13 protein-coding genes are annotated in these 15,052 nt (G+C 54.5%); 10 read left to right on the top strand and 3 right to left on the bottom strand.

Translation table 11 applies throughout. The features are described from left to right. Positions 1-8: 8 nt before the first annotated feature. From rlmN to spoVM, 6 genes are all read left to right on the top strand, one after another. Positions 9-1,055, top strand: a complete 1,047-nt coding sequence (rlmN, locus tag LBW89_RS18750; protein ID WP_148451721.1) for a 23S rRNA (adenine(2503)-C(2))-methyltransferase RlmN — start codon at positions 9-11, stop codon at positions 1,053-1,055. 6 nt (positions 1,056-1,061) lie between these two features. Further along, complete coding sequence (locus LBW89_RS18745; RefSeq protein WP_148451722.1) at positions 1,062-1,835, top strand: Stp1/IreP family PP2C-type Ser/Thr phosphatase; 774 nt, start codon at positions 1,062-1,064, stop codon at positions 1,833-1,835. Next, on the top strand, positions 1,832-4,000 hold the full coding sequence (gene pknB / locus LBW89_RS18740) for a Stk1 family PASTA domain-containing Ser/Thr kinase (RefSeq protein WP_225039856.1): 2,169 nt from the start codon (positions 1,832-1,834) through the stop codon (positions 3,998-4,000). Before LBW89_RS18745 ends, pknB begins: the two co-directional genes overlap by 4 nt. 32 nt (positions 4,001-4,032) lie before the next feature. Then, complete coding sequence (gene rsgA, locus LBW89_RS18735) at positions 4,033-4,941, top strand: ribosome small subunit-dependent GTPase A (protein WP_225039854.1); 909 nt, start codon at positions 4,033-4,035, stop codon at positions 4,939-4,941. Positions 4,942-4,945: 4 nt separating this feature from the next. After that, on the top strand, positions 4,946-5,608 hold the full coding sequence (rpe, locus tag LBW89_RS18730) for a ribulose-phosphate 3-epimerase (RefSeq protein WP_148451725.1): 663 nt from the start codon (positions 4,946-4,948) through the stop codon (positions 5,606-5,608). A gap of 154 nt (positions 5,609-5,762) precedes the next feature. Further along, positions 5,763-5,843 carry a stage V sporulation protein SpoVM gene (gene spoVM / locus LBW89_RS18725; RefSeq protein WP_036621610.1) on the top strand — a complete coding sequence of 27 codons (81 nt, stop codon included), beginning with the start codon at positions 5,763-5,765 and terminating at the stop codon, positions 5,841-5,843. A 98-nt stretch (positions 5,844-5,941) separates the two neighbouring features. Here spoVM and rpmB read toward each other — a convergent pair whose 3' ends face one another. Next, positions 5,942-6,130, bottom strand: coding sequence for a 50S ribosomal protein L28 (gene rpmB, locus LBW89_RS18720; protein WP_044479170.1), 189 nt, complete (start codon positions 6,128-6,130; stop codon positions 5,942-5,944). Between the two features lie 289 nt (positions 6,131-6,419). On the opposite strand from rpmB, the gene LBW89_RS18715 reads away from it, so the two are divergent. The 4 genes from LBW89_RS18715 to recG all read left to right on the top strand — a co-directional run bounded on the left by LBW89_RS18715 (position 6,420) and on the right by recG (position 11,580). After that, entirely contained in the window at positions 6,420-6,779 is a 360-nt protein-coding gene (locus LBW89_RS18715) for an Asp23/Gls24 family envelope stress response protein (RefSeq protein ID WP_225039852.1), read from the top strand. A 14-nt stretch (positions 6,780-6,793) separates the two neighbouring features. Beyond that, complete coding sequence (locus tag LBW89_RS18710) at positions 6,794-8,569, top strand: DAK2 domain-containing protein (protein ID WP_225039850.1); 1,776 nt, start codon at positions 6,794-6,796, stop codon at positions 8,567-8,569. Between the two features lie 29 nt (positions 8,570-8,598). Beyond that, the gene (locus LBW89_RS18705) at positions 8,599-9,468 is read left to right on the top strand and encodes a DegV family protein (RefSeq protein ID WP_225039848.1); all 870 of its coding nucleotides are present in this window, start codon (positions 8,599-8,601) and stop codon (positions 9,466-9,468) included. Positions 9,469-9,534: 66 nt separating this feature from the next. Continuing rightward, positions 9,535-11,580, top strand: a complete 2,046-nt coding sequence (gene recG / locus LBW89_RS18700) for an ATP-dependent DNA helicase RecG (protein ID WP_213504719.1) — start codon at positions 9,535-9,537, stop codon at positions 11,578-11,580. 60 nt (positions 11,581-11,640) lie between these two features. On the opposite strand, the gene LBW89_RS18695 is transcribed toward recG, so the two are convergent. Together LBW89_RS18695 and LBW89_RS18690 are read right to left on the bottom strand one after the other, a co-directional pair. Further along, complete coding sequence (locus LBW89_RS18695) at positions 11,641-13,050, bottom strand: glycoside hydrolase family 1 protein (RefSeq protein WP_225039846.1); 1,410 nt, start codon at positions 13,048-13,050, stop codon at positions 11,641-11,643. Positions 13,051-13,097: 47 nt separating this feature from the next. Further along, on the bottom strand, positions 13,098-14,984 hold the full coding sequence (locus LBW89_RS18690) for a beta-glucoside-specific PTS transporter subunit IIABC (RefSeq protein ID WP_225039843.1): 1,887 nt from the start codon (positions 14,982-14,984) through the stop codon (positions 13,098-13,100). Positions 14,985-15,052 lie beyond the last annotated feature (68 nt).

Genomic DNA, 15,052 nt, shown 5'->3' with positions numbered 1-15,052 from the left:
GTGTGAGAATGAAACCTTTTATATACGATTACAGCTTGGAAGAACTGCAGGAGTGGGCTGTAGCCCAGGGGGAGCCGGCTTTTCGCGGCGGCCAGATTTTTGATTGGCTTTACGTGAAGCGGGTTAATTCTTTTGATGAAATGACCAATCTGTCCAAAGGGCTCCGTCAAAAACTGGACGAACAGTTTGCGTTTGTGACGCTCAACGAAATCACGAAATACGAATCGAAGGACGGAACCGTTAAATTCTTGTTCGGGTTGCACGACGACCATGCGATTGAGACGGTTATTATGAAACATAATTACGGCAACAGCATCTGCGTAACTACGCAGGTGGGCTGCAAAGTCGGCTGCACGTTCTGCGCCTCCACCTTGGGAGGGCTCAAACGAAACCTTACGGCCGGAGAAATCGTGGCCCAGGTTGTCCAAGCCCAAAAAATTCTCGATTCCCGCGGCGAACGGGTTAGCAGCATCGTGATCATGGGCACGGGCGAGCCGTTTGAAAATTACGAAGCCACGATGAAATTTTTGCGGATCATGATCCACGAAAAGGGCTTGAACATCGGCCAACGGCATATTACTGTATCAACGAGCGGGATCGTCCCGAATATATATAAATTTGCCGATGAGGATACGCAGATCAATTTGGCCATTTCGATCCACGCGCCGAACGATGCGCTGCGGTCCAAGCTAATGCCGGTCAACCGCCGCTTTCCGTTCGACGATGTCATGGAGGCGCTGCGCTACTATATCGCCAAAACTGGACGCAGAGTTACCTTTGAGTACGCCTTGATCGGCGGCGTCAATGACCGCCCGGAACATGCGGAAGAATTGGCGGGCGTTCTTAAGAACATGCTCTGTCACGTCAACTTGATTCCGGTCAATCATGTGCCGGAACGTAAATATGTCCGAACATCAAGAAACGACATCTTCCAGTTTCAACGCATTTTGGCGGAAAAAGGCGTCAACGTCACGATCCGCCGGGAGCAAGGCCATGATATTGCGGCGGCCTGCGGACAACTGCGGGCGAAGCATATGGAGTCTGGTGCGAGGTGATCAAATTTGATAAAGACCGTTTTTGTGAGTGACATCGGGCGGGTACGCTCGGTCAATGAAGACAGCTCCTGGGTTGCCCGTTTGGAACAGGGGTATACGTTAGCCATTGTGGCCGACGGGATGGGCGGACATCAAGCCGGGGACAGAGCGAGCAAGCTGGCGGTGGATACCATCGTCGAGGATTTGCATCAGCTCCCCTCCGGCCTGTCTGCCGAGGAATGCGGTGAGAGTTTGAAGCGGGCGATTCTGCACGCGAACGAAGTCGTATACCGGGAGTCTTCGGAACACGAAGAATACCGCAATATGGGTACGACGGTGGTCGCGGTGCTTCTCGCCGACAACGAAGGCCGAATCGGACATATCGGCGACAGCCGGGTGTACAAATTCAGCCGGGGCGAGCTGGTGCAGCTTACCGAGGATCATTCCCTGGTCAACGAACTGCTCAAAACCAAACAAATCAGCGAGCAGGAGGCCCATGTCCATCCGCATAGAAATGTGGTAACCCGGGCTTTGGGAACCGATCCGGAAGTAGCTGTCGACCTGTACCCCGTTTCTTTGGAGCAGGGCGAGATATTGCTTCTCTGCAGCGACGGGCTCAGCAATTATGTAACCCTGGAACAGATGACCCGAACGCTCGGAGCTGCGGATCTCGAGTTGAACGACCGCGCCGACCGTTTGCTGCGGCTTGCTTTGATCGCCGGAGGCGACGATAACATCACCGTGGCTTTGCTGGAGCATTCCGGAGAAGACGGGTTAAGCGTAAAGGAGTGGAACACATGATCGGACACGAATTGGGCGGTCGTTACCAGATAATCGAACGGGTCGGGGGCGGCGGGATGGCCTTGGTCTACAAGGCGCAGGATATCCTGTTAAACCGGTTCGTGGCCATAAAAGTGCTGCGACAGCAATTTGTGAATGACGAGGAATTCATTCGACGCTTTCGCCGGGAGGCCCAATCGGCCGCGTCTTTATCCCATCCGAATATCGTCAGCGTATATGATGTAGGGCAGGAAGAAGATGTCCATTACATCGTTATGGAATACGTGGAGGGCCAGAACTTAAACGAGATCATCAAGGAACGGGCGCCTCTGCAAGTGGAAGAAGCCGTCCGAATCGCTTCGCAAATCGCGGATGCGCTGGATCATGCCCATCAGAACCAAATCATTCACCGGGATATTAAACCTCATAACATTTTGATCGGCAAAAACGGGCGCGTAAAGGTAACGGATTTCGGGATCGCCCGCGCGGTGACCTCGGCCACCATCACCCAGACGGGATCGGTTGTGGGTTCCGTGCACTACTTCTCGCCGGAGCATGCCAAAGGCGTTGCCACGGGGGAAAAGTCGGATTTGTATTCGCTAGGGATCGTGCTCTATCAAATGCTTACGGGCCGCCTTCCTTTTCTGGGGGAGAGTCCGATCAGCGTTGCGCTGAAGCACCTCCAGGAGCATTTTGACGAGCCCCGTGCCGTCAATCCGATGATTCCGCAGAGCGTGGAAAATATTATTCTAAAATCCATGCGCAAAAGCCCCGCTGAGCGGTACCAATCGGCCAAAGAGATGCTGCGCGATCTGGAGACCTGCCTGCTTCCGGAGAGACGGCTGGAATCCAAGCTTTCGTTCTCCGACGAGGAGGACGAGGACAGCACGCGGATTGTGCCGGCGATTAAACCGCAAAGCGCGTCGGCTGCCGGCGGGACGAAGCGATCACGGGACGCTCAGGCTCCGGAGAAGAGCCAAAATGCCGCCAAGAAAACCGCCGACAAGAAAAAAGCCATCTTGTGGATTAGTCTTACTGTCATTTTACTTATTGCCATGCTTGGCGTTGCTTGGTATGTGAACAAATTGGTGACCGTTGCCGATGTCAAGGTGCCTAGCATATTGAATATGTCTGAACAGGATGCGACCGACCTCCTGACCAAGGAGGGGCTGACGGTCGGTACGATAAAACGGGAATACAAGGAAGGGGTAGACGAAGGAATCGTCTACGAACAGAGCAAGCCCGAAGGAACCATGGTGAAGCAGGGCTCCATCCTCGATTTCACGGTAAGTACAACCAAGCCGATCGAAACGAAGAAAATGCCTTCACTTTCGGGCAGCACTTACGAGGAGGCGGTCGAGCAGCTCATCGCCCTTGGCGTCGACGAAGACCGGATCGACAAAAAAGAGGAGCCCGACAACGAGATGGAAGCCGGCAAGGTATTCGGTCAAAGCCCGGATGCCGACGCCGATTTCGACCCCGAGGCGGTTAGTATCGTGCTTAGGGTCAGCACGGGACCCGAAGAGGTGGTTATGCCGAATCTCGTGAATATGACGCGGGAGCAGGCGGAAGCGGATCTGAAGAAGCTAGGTCTTGTACTGGCGAAAGACGGGATCAAGGAGAAGCCGAGCTACGAAATCGCCGCCGGTAAAGTGGTGGAGCAATGGCCGTATAATCCCAACGAAAAAGTCGAGCCTGGCAAAGAAGTGACGCTGTTCATCAGCTCGGGCTACCCGCCTGAAGCGATCGAATATACCTTTGAGGTGCCGGTCGCTCCCGCCGCCGAAGGCCAGATGAGCAAGATCGGGCTGATCGTCGAGGATGCCCGGGGAGAGAATCAGGATATGGGGACCACGAAAGTAGGGAAACCGCAGTACCTGTCGGTGAACATGATCCTCGCTCCGAACAAGGACGGCGTGGTCAAGGTATACCGTGACGGGGCGTACCTGGAAGCTTATCCGATCTCTTATATCGATGCCAAACAGGGAACGGTGCCGCTTCTGCCGCTTCCGGGAAGCGAGCAGACGGAGGAGCCGTCCAATTATGAGGAGCCGATGGACGAGATTCCGAATACCGGCATGATTCAAGCCAATTCCTTGGCCAAAGCTGAAAAGAAAAACGGCAAAGCAAACGGAAGAGGTAATGAAAATGGTAAAGGTAATGGCAACGGCAATAAAAACAAATAAGGAAGATCGACGCGAAAGTGAGGCCTGCCTATATGCCTGAAGGCTTGATTGTAAAGGCATTAAGCGGATATTACTATGTGAAGCCCGACGCCGCGGCTCCCGGTGAGACGATCCAGTGCCGCGGGCGGGGCATTTTCAAGAAAAAGGGCTTGTCCCCGCTGGTAGGCGACCGGGTTGTATATGCGCCTACCGAAAACGGCGAAGGGACGGTCGATCAGATTTTGCCCCGTGAAACCGAGCTGATCCGCCCTCCGGTGGCGAATGCGAAGCTGGCCGTGCTGCTTTTTTCGTTGAAGGAGCCGGATCTGAATCTGCAATTGCTGGACAAGTTCCTGGTCCATATCGAGCATGCCGGACTCAAGACGCTGATCTGCCTCACCAAGGAAGATTTGCTGGAGGAGGCGGATGACGGCAGCACCCGGGACCTAACGTTGAAGGTACAGGAAATGTACCGTCAAATCGGCTACGAGGTTCTGATTACAAGCTCGCGGACCGGCCTTGGCACGGAGGAGGTCAAATCCCGCCTTGCCGGGGAAATCAGCGTGTTCTCGGGCCAATCCGGCGTAGGCAAGTCCTCCTTGCTGAACGCCATGCTTCCAGGGCTCACCTTGGAAACGAGCGAGATCAGTATGAAGCTGGGCCGCGGCCGGCACACCACGCGGCATGTGGAGTTGATCGAGCTTGAAAACGGGGGCTATGTGGCGGATACGCCGGGGTTTAGCCAGCTTGATTTTTTGGAACTCGGCATTGAAGAACTGTCCTCCTGCTTCCGGGAGTTTCACGACTACGCGGATGCATGCAAATTCCGGGGCTGCAGCCATCTTCACGAGCCGGGCTGCAAAGTACGGGAAGCCGCCGCCGAGGGAGTCATCGCTCCAAGCCGCTACGAACACTATGTACAGTTCCATGAAGAGATGAAAGACAAAAAACGGAGGTATTAGCTTCATGTCCAATGTCTATATTGCCCCATCCATTTTATCGGCGAATTTTGCCAAGCTCGGCGAAGAAGTAGCCGACGTGGAGCGCGCGGGAGCGGATTGGCTCCATGTGGACGTCATGGACGGCCATTTTGTGCCGAATCTGACGTTCGGGCCCCTCGTCATGGGGGCGATTGCGCCGCTGACCAATCTGCCGCTGGACGTGCATCTGATGATCGAGCAGCCCGAGCAATATATTCCGGCGTTCGCCGAAGCAGGCGCTCATGTGATTACCGTGCACGCCGAGGCTTGCGTGCACTTGCACCGCGTTATTCACATGATTAAAGAACGCGGCGTCAAAGCCGGCGTCGCGATCAATCCGGCCACACCGGCCGCGGCGATTCGCGAGGTGCTGGAGGATATCGACCTGGCGCTGGTCATGACCGTGAACCCGGGATTCGGCGGACAGGCGTTTATTCCGGGAACGCTGCGAAAAATCCGCCAACTGAACGAGTGGAAGCGAGAACTGGGCCTTTCGCATTTGCGCATTGAGGTTGACGGCGGCATTTCGGCGGAAACGGCGCCGCTGGTAACGGAAGCGGGAGCGGATGTGCTGGTGGCGGGAAACGCGGTCTTCGGACGGCCCGACCGGCGCGAAGCGATCGCGGAAATCAGAAACCGGGTGAAGTAGTTGTCCGGTGGCATAGGGCTGCGCCATGGCGCATACAATGGGTTACATGAGCAGGATTCTCATGTAGCCTTTTTTTTGCGGCGGAAATACACGGGAAAGAGGCATGGAACATAGACTATGGGTGAAGGCATGAGAATGATGGGGAGGGTGAACGATGAAATTTTACACATTCAAGCTGCCTAAATTTTTGGGAGGGTTTGTTAAGGCTGTTTTGAACACGTTTCACAAAAACTAGGGCAGGCGCATCCCTGAGACGGGTCGGTGAAACCGGGAAGCACCAAAAAAGCACCTCTATTAGAAAAGGTGCTTTTTGTCTATATGCTTATTTGAGCCTTACACGCGAGTCACTTTACCGGATTTCAAAGCCCGGGTGCTGACATATACGCGCTTCGGTTTACCGTCTACCAAGATCCGTACTTTTTGCACGTTTACGCCCCAAGAACGACGGTTACGGTTGTTGGCATGGGAAACATGGTTACCGCTGCTTGGCTTTTTGCCTGTTACATAACATTTGCGAGACATTTCATTACACCTCCTGTTCCAAATACACCTGTCTTGAAATAAGGTTCATTATCAAGTTCACGGTTATTGTTCAACCCGGCCGAGGTCGGGTGATTTCCTGAACCCTGCCTGAAGGCAGAGGAAACCTCATAAAACAATACTTAAATATAATATCATAGTAAAAAAAGCTCCGTCAACCGATCGACAAACATTATTTCGGGCCGATTCCATCTTTTATTTATTTCTCTTTACTCTTATAGTACAATATTGTTTAGTCCATAATATTTTCAAGGGAGGAGTGAGTGCAGACGTGGCTATACAATTGGATACTCAATATGGACGCATCGATATCTCGGATGAAGCGATCGCGGTAATCGCCGGATCGGCCGCCATGGAATGTTATGGACTCGTGGGAATGGCAAGCCGAAAGCAGTTTAAAGACGGTATCGCCGAATTGCTGGGACGCGAAAACTTGGCCCGCGGAGTGGAAGTCAAGCTGGATAATAACCGATTGGCCATTTATCTTTATATTATAGTCAGTTACGGCACGAAAATTTCCGAGGTAGCACACAACATACAACAAAAAGTGAAATACGTGTTGAATGAGGTCGTTGGGCTTGAGGTGGCCGAGGTGGGCATCGTCGTTCAAGGCGTACGTGTATCAAGCTAGGAAGGGGAATTCTCTTGAGTAAGCGTTCTATTAACGGAACAGATTTTACCGCCATGGTCCTTGCCGGGGCGGAGCGTTTGGGGCAGCATGCCGAGCATGTCAACTCCCTGAACGTATTTCCGGTACCCGATGGGGATACCGGGACCAATATGAATCTCACGATGACAGCCGGCGTGACCGAGCTGAAAAATAGCGGAACGGGTGGTGTCGGCAGCAGGGCGGGCGTTTTGTCCAAAGGGTTGCTGATGGGTGCGCGCGGAAATTCGGGGGTGATTCTGTCCCAGTTATTCCGCGGTTTCAGCCGTTCCGTTGCCGCTTACGATGAACTGAATACCGTACAGTTTGCCGCAGGCTTGCAAAGCGGTGTCGATACCGCTTATAAAGCGGTGGTGAAGCCGGTTGAAGGAACGATTCTGACCGTGGCCAAGGAAGCCGCCAAACATGCGGTGTTTTATGCCCGTCGCACCACGGACATCACCGAGCTGATGACCGAAGTCCTGGCCAAAGCGAAGGAAGCGCTGGCCAGCACGCCGGAGCTTCTGCCGGTGTTGAAGCAGGTAGGCGTCGTCGATTCGGGCGGACAGGGACTGGTCTATATTTATGAAGGATTTCTGGAGCAACTGACCGGCAAAGTGCAGCCGTACATACCTGCTCAGGTAGCGGCAAGCGGAGTTTCGGCTCCGGCTCGTCCGGAAGCGCCGACGGCGGCCGTCAACCATCCTGCGCATCACGCGTCCGCACAAGCCCAATTGGATACCGAGGATATCGAGTTCTTATACGATATGGAGTTTTTCATCAACCGTAAGCTGGGTGCCGGTCCGGGGAGCCATTTCGATGAGGATCAGTTCAGGAAAGCGTTGTCAGTGAACGGGGACTCAATTATCGTCATCGCGGATGACGAAGTGATCAAGGTGCATGTTCATTCCAAGGCCCCGGGCGAAGTGCTGAATCTGGCACTGCGATACGGAGAAATTACGCAAATTCACATTTTGAATATGCGCGAGCAGCATCGTGACTTGCTGACCGCGGGCATGGATGCGGCTCCGATGCCGGAACTGTTTGCCGAAATACCGGCTGAACCGGTTCGCGAAACCGATCCGGCCGAGCTGCCGGCCCATGAGATCGCTCCTTATGGATTCATCGCCGTAGCTTCCGGGCAAGGGATCACGGATATTTTCAAAAGCTTGGGCGTCGACGTCGTTCTGTCCGGCGGCCAAACGATGAATCCGAGTACCGAGGATTTCGTGAAGGCGATTCACTCGATCTCGGCACAGCACATTTTTGTGCTTCCCAACAATTCCAATATCGTGCTTGCGGCCCAACAAGCGAGAGACCTTCTGGAGGGCGAGCGCAGCGTGACGGTCATCCCGAGCAAGAGCATTCCGCAGGGAATCGCGGCGGCCTTCGCCTTCCAGGAAGAAGAGAATGCCGACAGCAATACGGATAACATGATCCGCGCCGTGCAGCATGTAAAGACCGGACAAGTCACATACGCCGTACGGGATACGGTGTTTGACGATCTGGAAATTACGGCGGGTCATTATATCGGCATCGCGGATTCCAAAATCGTCAGCACGGAGGAAGGGCTGCTGGAGACAAGCCAAGCGCTGCTTGCGAAAATGCTGGCCGGCGGAGACGAAATCGTCACGATATTGGTCGGGGAAGAAGCGACGCCGGAGACCACCGGACTTCTTTCCGCCTGGATTCATGATACTTATCCCGATGTTGAAGTCGAAGTGCACAACGGCGGTCAGCCGATTTATTATTATTTGTTCTCTGTCGAATCATAAGGCAGGGATAGAGAAGAGGGGGATTCTATTTGAAGCAGGCAGTTATCGTTGCCGACAGTACGGCTGATGTTCCAAAGAGCATGGTGGAGGAATACGGAATTCACATCGTGCCGATGCGGCTCGCTTTTGGAGACGAGTCCTATCTGGAAGGCATCGACATTACCGCCTCGGAGTTCTACGATAAATTAACCAAATCCCGTGAACTTCCGACAACTTCACAGACCTCTCCATCCCAGTATGTTGAGGTATACCGGGAGCTTATGCAGAAGCATCCCGGTTCCCCGATCATTTCGATTCATATTTCCTCCGGTATGAGCGGAACTTACCAGTCGGCCAGATTGGCCAAGGAAATGCTGGAGGAGGAGGCCGGGGAGACGGCCGATATCACGGTCATCGACTCGCTGTGTGCGACGTACGGGTTCGGCCTTCAGGTTGTGCTGGCTGCCCGGATGGCCAAACAAGGCGCGACCGCCGAGGAAATCCGCGCCGAGGTGGAACGCGTCGGCAAGGGCCGCAGGCTGTATTTCCTGGTCGATGTGCTGGAGTACCTGCAGAAGGGCGGCCGGATTGGAAAAGCGGCGGCCATTCTGGGCACGCTGCTCAACATCAAGCCGATTTTGTCGGTGGACCAGGAAGGCATTATTTACGCGGTCGATAAAGTAAGGGGCCACAAAAAGGCGGTTTCCCGCGTGATCGAGTTGTTCAAGAAAGATTTTGGCGATCACAAGGACGTTCATATCGCGGTCTGCGACGCGGTAAACCCGGAAGGGGCCGAGGAGATCATCCGGTTGATGTCCGAACACTTCACATTGCATGAGGTGGTCCGTACCAGCATTGGGGCGGTGGTCGGCACCCATGTGGGACCGGGAACCGTCGCCGTGTTCGTGTGGCCGGCCTAAAGCCCGGTTGGAGCGGGACCCTTCGCCGGAAATCATGCATCAGGGCTGTTAAAGCGAGGGATCAAGATGAACTTAAACGACATCCCGGTAAAGCAAGTCAACGGCGTGAGTGCTCTTAAAGCAGAAGAGCTTCACGCCTTTGGCATCTTTACGGTGAACGATTTAATCGAATATTATCCGTTTCGTTACGAAGACTACCGGCTTCGTTCCTTGGCGGAGGCGAAAGACGGGGATAAAATTACCGTCCAGGCCAAAATTATGGGCGTTCCCGTCCTGCAGCGCTATGGCAAAAAGTCGAGAATGACCTGCAAAATGGTGGCCGAGGACTGGATGTTTACGGCGACATGGTTCAACCGCCATTTTCTGCGAGGCGAACTGACGGCGGGACGGGACATCATTCTGACGGGCAAATGGGACCTCCGGCGCAGCCAGATGACGGTGTCCGAATCCGAATTTCCGGACAAGGGAACGATGCGAAGCGGCAGTCTGCAGCCCGTCTATTCCGTAGGCGGCAAAATCACGCAGGCATGGATGCGCAAAACGATCGGGCAGGCGCTGCAGCAGTATGGGGAGATGATTCCGGAGAATCTGCCGCCGGAACTGCTGCGTCAGTATGACCTGATGGCCCGGCGCCGCGCGATCCAGCGGATCCACCAGCCCCAGGACAGCGAGGAAGGCCAGCAGGCCCGCCGCCGGATGGTCTATGAGGAGCTGTTTCTGTTCCAGTTGAAGCTCCAGGCCTACCGGGCCATGAATCATGAGCGGATGGACGGCGTCAAGCACGAGGTCGACAACGCGACCGTGCGCGAATTCGTGCGGAGCCTGCCCTTTGAGCTGACGGATGCGCAGAAAAAGGTCGAGCTCGAGATTCTGAAAGATATGCGCTCGCCCTATTGCATGAACCGGCTTCTGCAAGGGGACGTCGGCTCGGGGAAAACGGTCGTCGCCGCGATCGCGCTGTTTGCGGCGGTTAAATCCGGGCACCAGGGCGCTTTCATGGTGCCGACGGAAATTTTGGCCGAGCAGCATATGCGCTCGCTGACCCGGTTGTTCGAGCCGTTCGGCATTACCGTCGGTCTGCTGACCGGCAGCGTGACAGGGCGGAAGCGCAAGGACCTGCTGGCTTCGCTGCAGATGGGCATGACGGATATCATCGTCGGCACGCATGCGCTGATTCAGGAGGATGTGTTTTTCCGTTCGCTCAGCCTGGTCGTCACGGATGAGCAGCACCGCTTCGGCGTCAATCAGCGAAGCATCCTGCGGCGCAAGGGCTTCAATCCCGACGTGCTGACGATGACCGCCACGCCGATTCCGCGGACGCTGGCCATCACGGCTTTCGGGGACATGGACGTATCCACCCTGTCGGAACGGCCGAAGGGACGCAAGCCGATTTCGACCTACTGGGTCAAGCAGGAGATGATGGACCGGGTCCTTGGATTTATTTCGCGGGAAATCACGCAGGGGCGGCAGGCCTATCTCATTTGTCCGCTGATCGAGGAGTCGGAGAAGCTGGATGTTCAGAACGCCATCGACCTGTACGTCGGCATGCAGCAGGCCTTCCCGGATTTCAAAGTCGGCCTGCTGCACGGGCGGATGACGGCCGCGGAGAAAGACGAAGTGATGCGGGCCTTCTACGACAACGAAGTCCAGCTGCTGGTCTCGACCACGGTCGTCGAGGTCGGCGTGGACGTGCCGAACGCGACGCTGATGATCGTCATGGACGCCGACCGCTTCGGTTTGTCGCAGCTGCACCAGCTGCGCGGTCGCGTAGGCCGGGGGGAGCACGCGTCCTATTGCGTGCTCATCGCCGATCCGAAGTCGGAGGTCGGTCAGGAGCGGATGAAGGTCATGACCGAAACGGACGACGGCTTCGAAGTGGCCCGGCGGGACCTGGAGCTGCGCGGTCCCGGGGATTTCTTCGGCACCAAGCAGAGCGGGGTGCCGGAGTTTCGAATCGCGGACATGGTCAGCGATTATGCCGTGCTGGAGGCGGCGCGGGACGATGCCGCCCGGCTGGTCGGCGACCCGTCCTTCTGGACGTCGCCGCAGTATGAACCGCTGCGGGCGTTTTTGCAGCGGGAGCAGATTTTGCAGGGCGAGCTGATCGATTAGCTCGGCCGACACGGCACAAAAAAACACGCCATTCACATCGGCGTGTTTTTTTGTGCGAGCTTAACGGATTTCTCCGTTGCTCCGGATTAATTTTTGATACCAATAAAAACTCTGTTTGCGGATTCGGCGAAGCTCCTTCAAATCGAACTCTTCGCGGTCCACGTAAATAAAACCGTAACGCTTGCTTGAACCCTGGTGCGTGCTCACAAGATCGATGGCCGACCATGGGCAGAAGCCGAATACTTCGACGCCGTCGGTGATGGCCAGTTGGATTTGCTCGATATGCTTCCGGAAAAAATCAATCCGGTAGGGATCCTGAACGACATCGTTCTCCTCCAGCTTATCGAAAGCGCCCAGTCCGTTTTCGGTGACAATCAACGGCAGACGATACCGGGAGTAAATTTGCCGTAGCGTGGTCCGAAAACCGACGGGATCGATTTCCCAGCCGAACTCGGTTTTCTGTAAGTTCGGATTGACGGAGCCCCGGTAAGCCCCCGGTTCTCCGACAATTTCATGCTGGTCGCCCGTATGCGAAAAGTCGTTGCCATCATTCTTGCTTTCGCCGACCGTTTGGGACGTATAGTAATTGAAGGCTATAAAATCGGGCTTCCCTTGCTTCAAGATGTCCATGTCGCCGTCTTCAATGACCGGTTCATAACCTTTTTCAAGCAAATAACTCCAGGCGATATGATTGTAGGTGCCGAACACCGCCATATCCAGGTAGAGCCAGTTGCGGATGGCCGCGTAATTGTCGGCGGCCAGCACGTCTTCCGGGCTGGAGCTTGCCGGATAAATGACCCCGATATTGGGCGCCGGTCCAATTTTGGCATCCGGCAGCATGCGATGGCAGAGGACCATAGCTTTGGCTTGGGCCACCAGCATATGATGATTTTGCTGGTAGAGCTCTTTTTGCGGATTCTCAAGCTGTTCATTCAATGTCCCGATAGAGCCGGGATGAAGAATGAGCATATTTTGCTCGTTGATCGTCAGCCAATACTTGACCCGGTCTCCGTAGTGCTCGAATAACGTTTTGGCATACTGTTCAAACGCCGTGATGGTTTCGCGGTTGGACCATCCGCCCTTGACTTCCAGCGCGTAAGGCAGATCGAAATGATACATCGTCACAATGGGCTCAATGCCGTGTTTGAGCAGTTCATCGATCAGCGAGCTGTAAAATTCGATGCCCTTTTTGTTCAGCATTCCAGAGCCTTCAGGATAGATCCGTGTCCAGGCGATGGAGAACCGGTAGGCTTTAAATCCCAGCTCCGCCATTAAGGCCACGTCTTCTTTATATCTGTGGTAATGATCGCTCGCCACTTTGAAGTCTGTAACCCCTTCAACATGGTTGGCCAAGTCGATGACGGACGGACCCTTGCCGTCTTCGTCCCACGCGCCCTCGAATTGATAAGCCGAGGTGGAACCTCCCCACAGGAAATTTTCCGGAAATGGTTTAAGCGATTGATGCAGCATAGTTGATTCCTCCAGTTCAAGTTCAATTGAAATGTACAAAGGTAGAGTTAGATGAGGGTCAGTAAAACCTCGTTTCTTTTCACGGAGGCTTTATCGGTTTCAAAAACCTCGACTTCCTTTTGGGTCAGGGTGACGATCACGGGGGTCACGGTCTGATAGCCGGCCGCCTGAATTTGTTCGATATCGAATTCAATCAGCACATCGCCCTGCTTGACAACATCCCCCTCTTTAACGACGGGATTAAAGAATTTTCCTTTCAAACTTACCGTATTGATACCGATATGGATAAGGATATCCGTCCCTGCGTTTGAAGTGATGCCGATCGCATGGCCCGTCGGGAACAACGAAGTTACGACGCCGTCCATCGGGGCGACAACCACACCCTCGCCAGGCATGATGGCCAAGCCTTTTCCCATGGCTCCGGAGGAGAAAGCCTCATCCGTAACGCTGCTGAGCGGAACGACCCTTCCGGCGAGAGGACTGTAGATCTGCTCTTTTTGGATATCCATGGACGATCCCGACTTCGTTTCGGACTGTGCCGGCTGCAAAACAGGTTGCGCTTGCTCCAGCTCCGTTACTTCCGCCGTCCGCGCCTTACCTTTGCTTTCGTATCCGAAGATCAAGGTCAGGAGCAGCCCGACGCCCATGGAAAGAATCATGGATATGACAAAGATGCCTGTCGGCTTTTCTACCGGAATGGAAAAAATATTATGGAAGACATAAGCCGTGTATTTTACCCCAAAGTGGCCGTTGATCGCTCCGCCAATGGCGCCTGCGATAATGACGATGGGAATCACTCTTTTGTAACGAAGGATCAAACCGTAGACGATCGGCTCGGTTACCCCCGCCAGCAGTCCCGTGAGACCGGACGATCCGGCGATGGATCTTAACGATTTGTCCTTTTTGGCTCTAAGGAAAATCCCGAGGGCCACCCCGATTTGGGCAAAAACGGCGGCGGCGGCCATAGCTTCTATCGGGTCTCCGCCATTGTTGATGTTTTGCAATGTAATGGGCGTGAACCCCCAATGCAGGCCGAGCACCACCATAAAGGTCATGCCTCCTCCGAGAACGATGCCCGAGAGGATTCCGCTAACGTCGATCAGCCAGGTTACTCCCGAGGCGATCCAGTCTCCGACGCTTGTCCCGAAGGGGCCGAAGGCGATGGCCGACAGCGGAACCATAATCATCAACGACAACATCGGAACCAGGAAGACCTGCAGGTCTTTCAGGATGATCTTTTTGAGGAATTTATCCAAGACCGCATAGATGCTGATCGCGATAAAAATCGGGAACACGCTGGATGAATAGTTCATCAGAACGACGGGGATGCCGAGAAATGAACTTTCGGTTCCTTTATCCAGCAAGCCCGTAAAATTAGGCTCCATAAGCGCAGCGCCGATGGCTCCCGCCACGTAAGGATTGGCCTTCAGCTTGATGCCGAGCGTAATGCCGAGGAAGATAGGCAAAAAGTAAAACACGGCATTCCCGGCGGCGGACAGAATCAGGTAAGTATCGCTGGTGTCGGACAACCAGCCCGCCAGGGTCAAAACGGTAAGAAGAGCTTTCAGCATGCCGGCCCCGGCCATGACCGGAATCAGCGGGGAGAAGCTGCCCGAGATCACTTCAAACACTTTGGAGACCGCCGATACTTTTTGACCGGTTGCCGAGTTCTCCTGAGTTTTATTTAAAAAGCCGGTGTTCTTCGCGATTTCGGCATACACATTAGCGACATGGCTGCCGACCACGACCTGGAATTGGCCGCCGCTTTCAACCACGGTGATCACACCTTCATGTTTTTCCAATGTTTCCCGGTTTGCCTTTTGGGTATCCTTCAGACTGAACCGAAGCCTTGTCGCACAATGAACAAGGTCGTTTATATTTTCCTCTCCGCCAACCAGACGAACGATATCGTCAGCCAATTTACGGTTATCCATAGTCATTCTCCTCTGCTGCGCATTTCAGGCATAAAAAAATACCTAAACGAATGGCCCGCGGGATCACA

It is taken from the genome of Paenibacillus sp. alder61 (assembly GCF_020179875.1).
GTDB classification, from domain to species: Bacteria; Bacillota; Bacilli; order Paenibacillales; family Paenibacillaceae; genus Fontibacillus; species Fontibacillus faecis.
This window is presented reverse-complemented; position numbering and strand designations above follow the sequence as displayed.

Coding starts and splice junctions, on each gene's coding strand:
- rlmN (WP_148451721.1), top strand. CDS start 9: ATGAAACCTTTTATATACGATTACAGCTTGGAAGAACTGCAGGAGTGG.
- pknB (WP_225039856.1), top strand. CDS start 1,832: ATGATCGGACACGAATTGGGCGGTCGTTACCAGATAATCGAACGGGTC.
- rsgA (WP_225039854.1), top strand. CDS start 4,033: ATGCCTGAAGGCTTGATTGTAAAGGCATTAAGCGGATATTACTATGTG.
- rpe (WP_148451725.1), top strand. CDS start 4,946: ATGTCCAATGTCTATATTGCCCCATCCATTTTATCGGCGAATTTTGCC.
- spoVM (WP_036621610.1), top strand. CDS start 5,763: ATGAAATTTTACACATTCAAGCTGCCTAAATTTTTGGGAGGGTTTGTT.
- rpmB (WP_044479170.1), bottom strand. CDS start 6,130: ATGTCTCGCAAATGTTATGTAACAGGCAAAAAGCCAAGCAGCGGTAAC.
- recG (WP_213504719.1), top strand. CDS start 9,535: ATGAACTTAAACGACATCCCGGTAAAGCAAGTCAACGGCGTGAGTGCT.
- LBW89_RS18695 (WP_225039846.1), bottom strand. CDS start 13,050: ATGCTGCATCAATCGCTTAAACCATTTCCGGAAAATTTCCTGTGGGGA.
- LBW89_RS18690 (WP_225039843.1), bottom strand. CDS start 14,984: ATGGATAACCGTAAATTGGCTGACGATATCGTTCGTCTGGTTGGCGGA.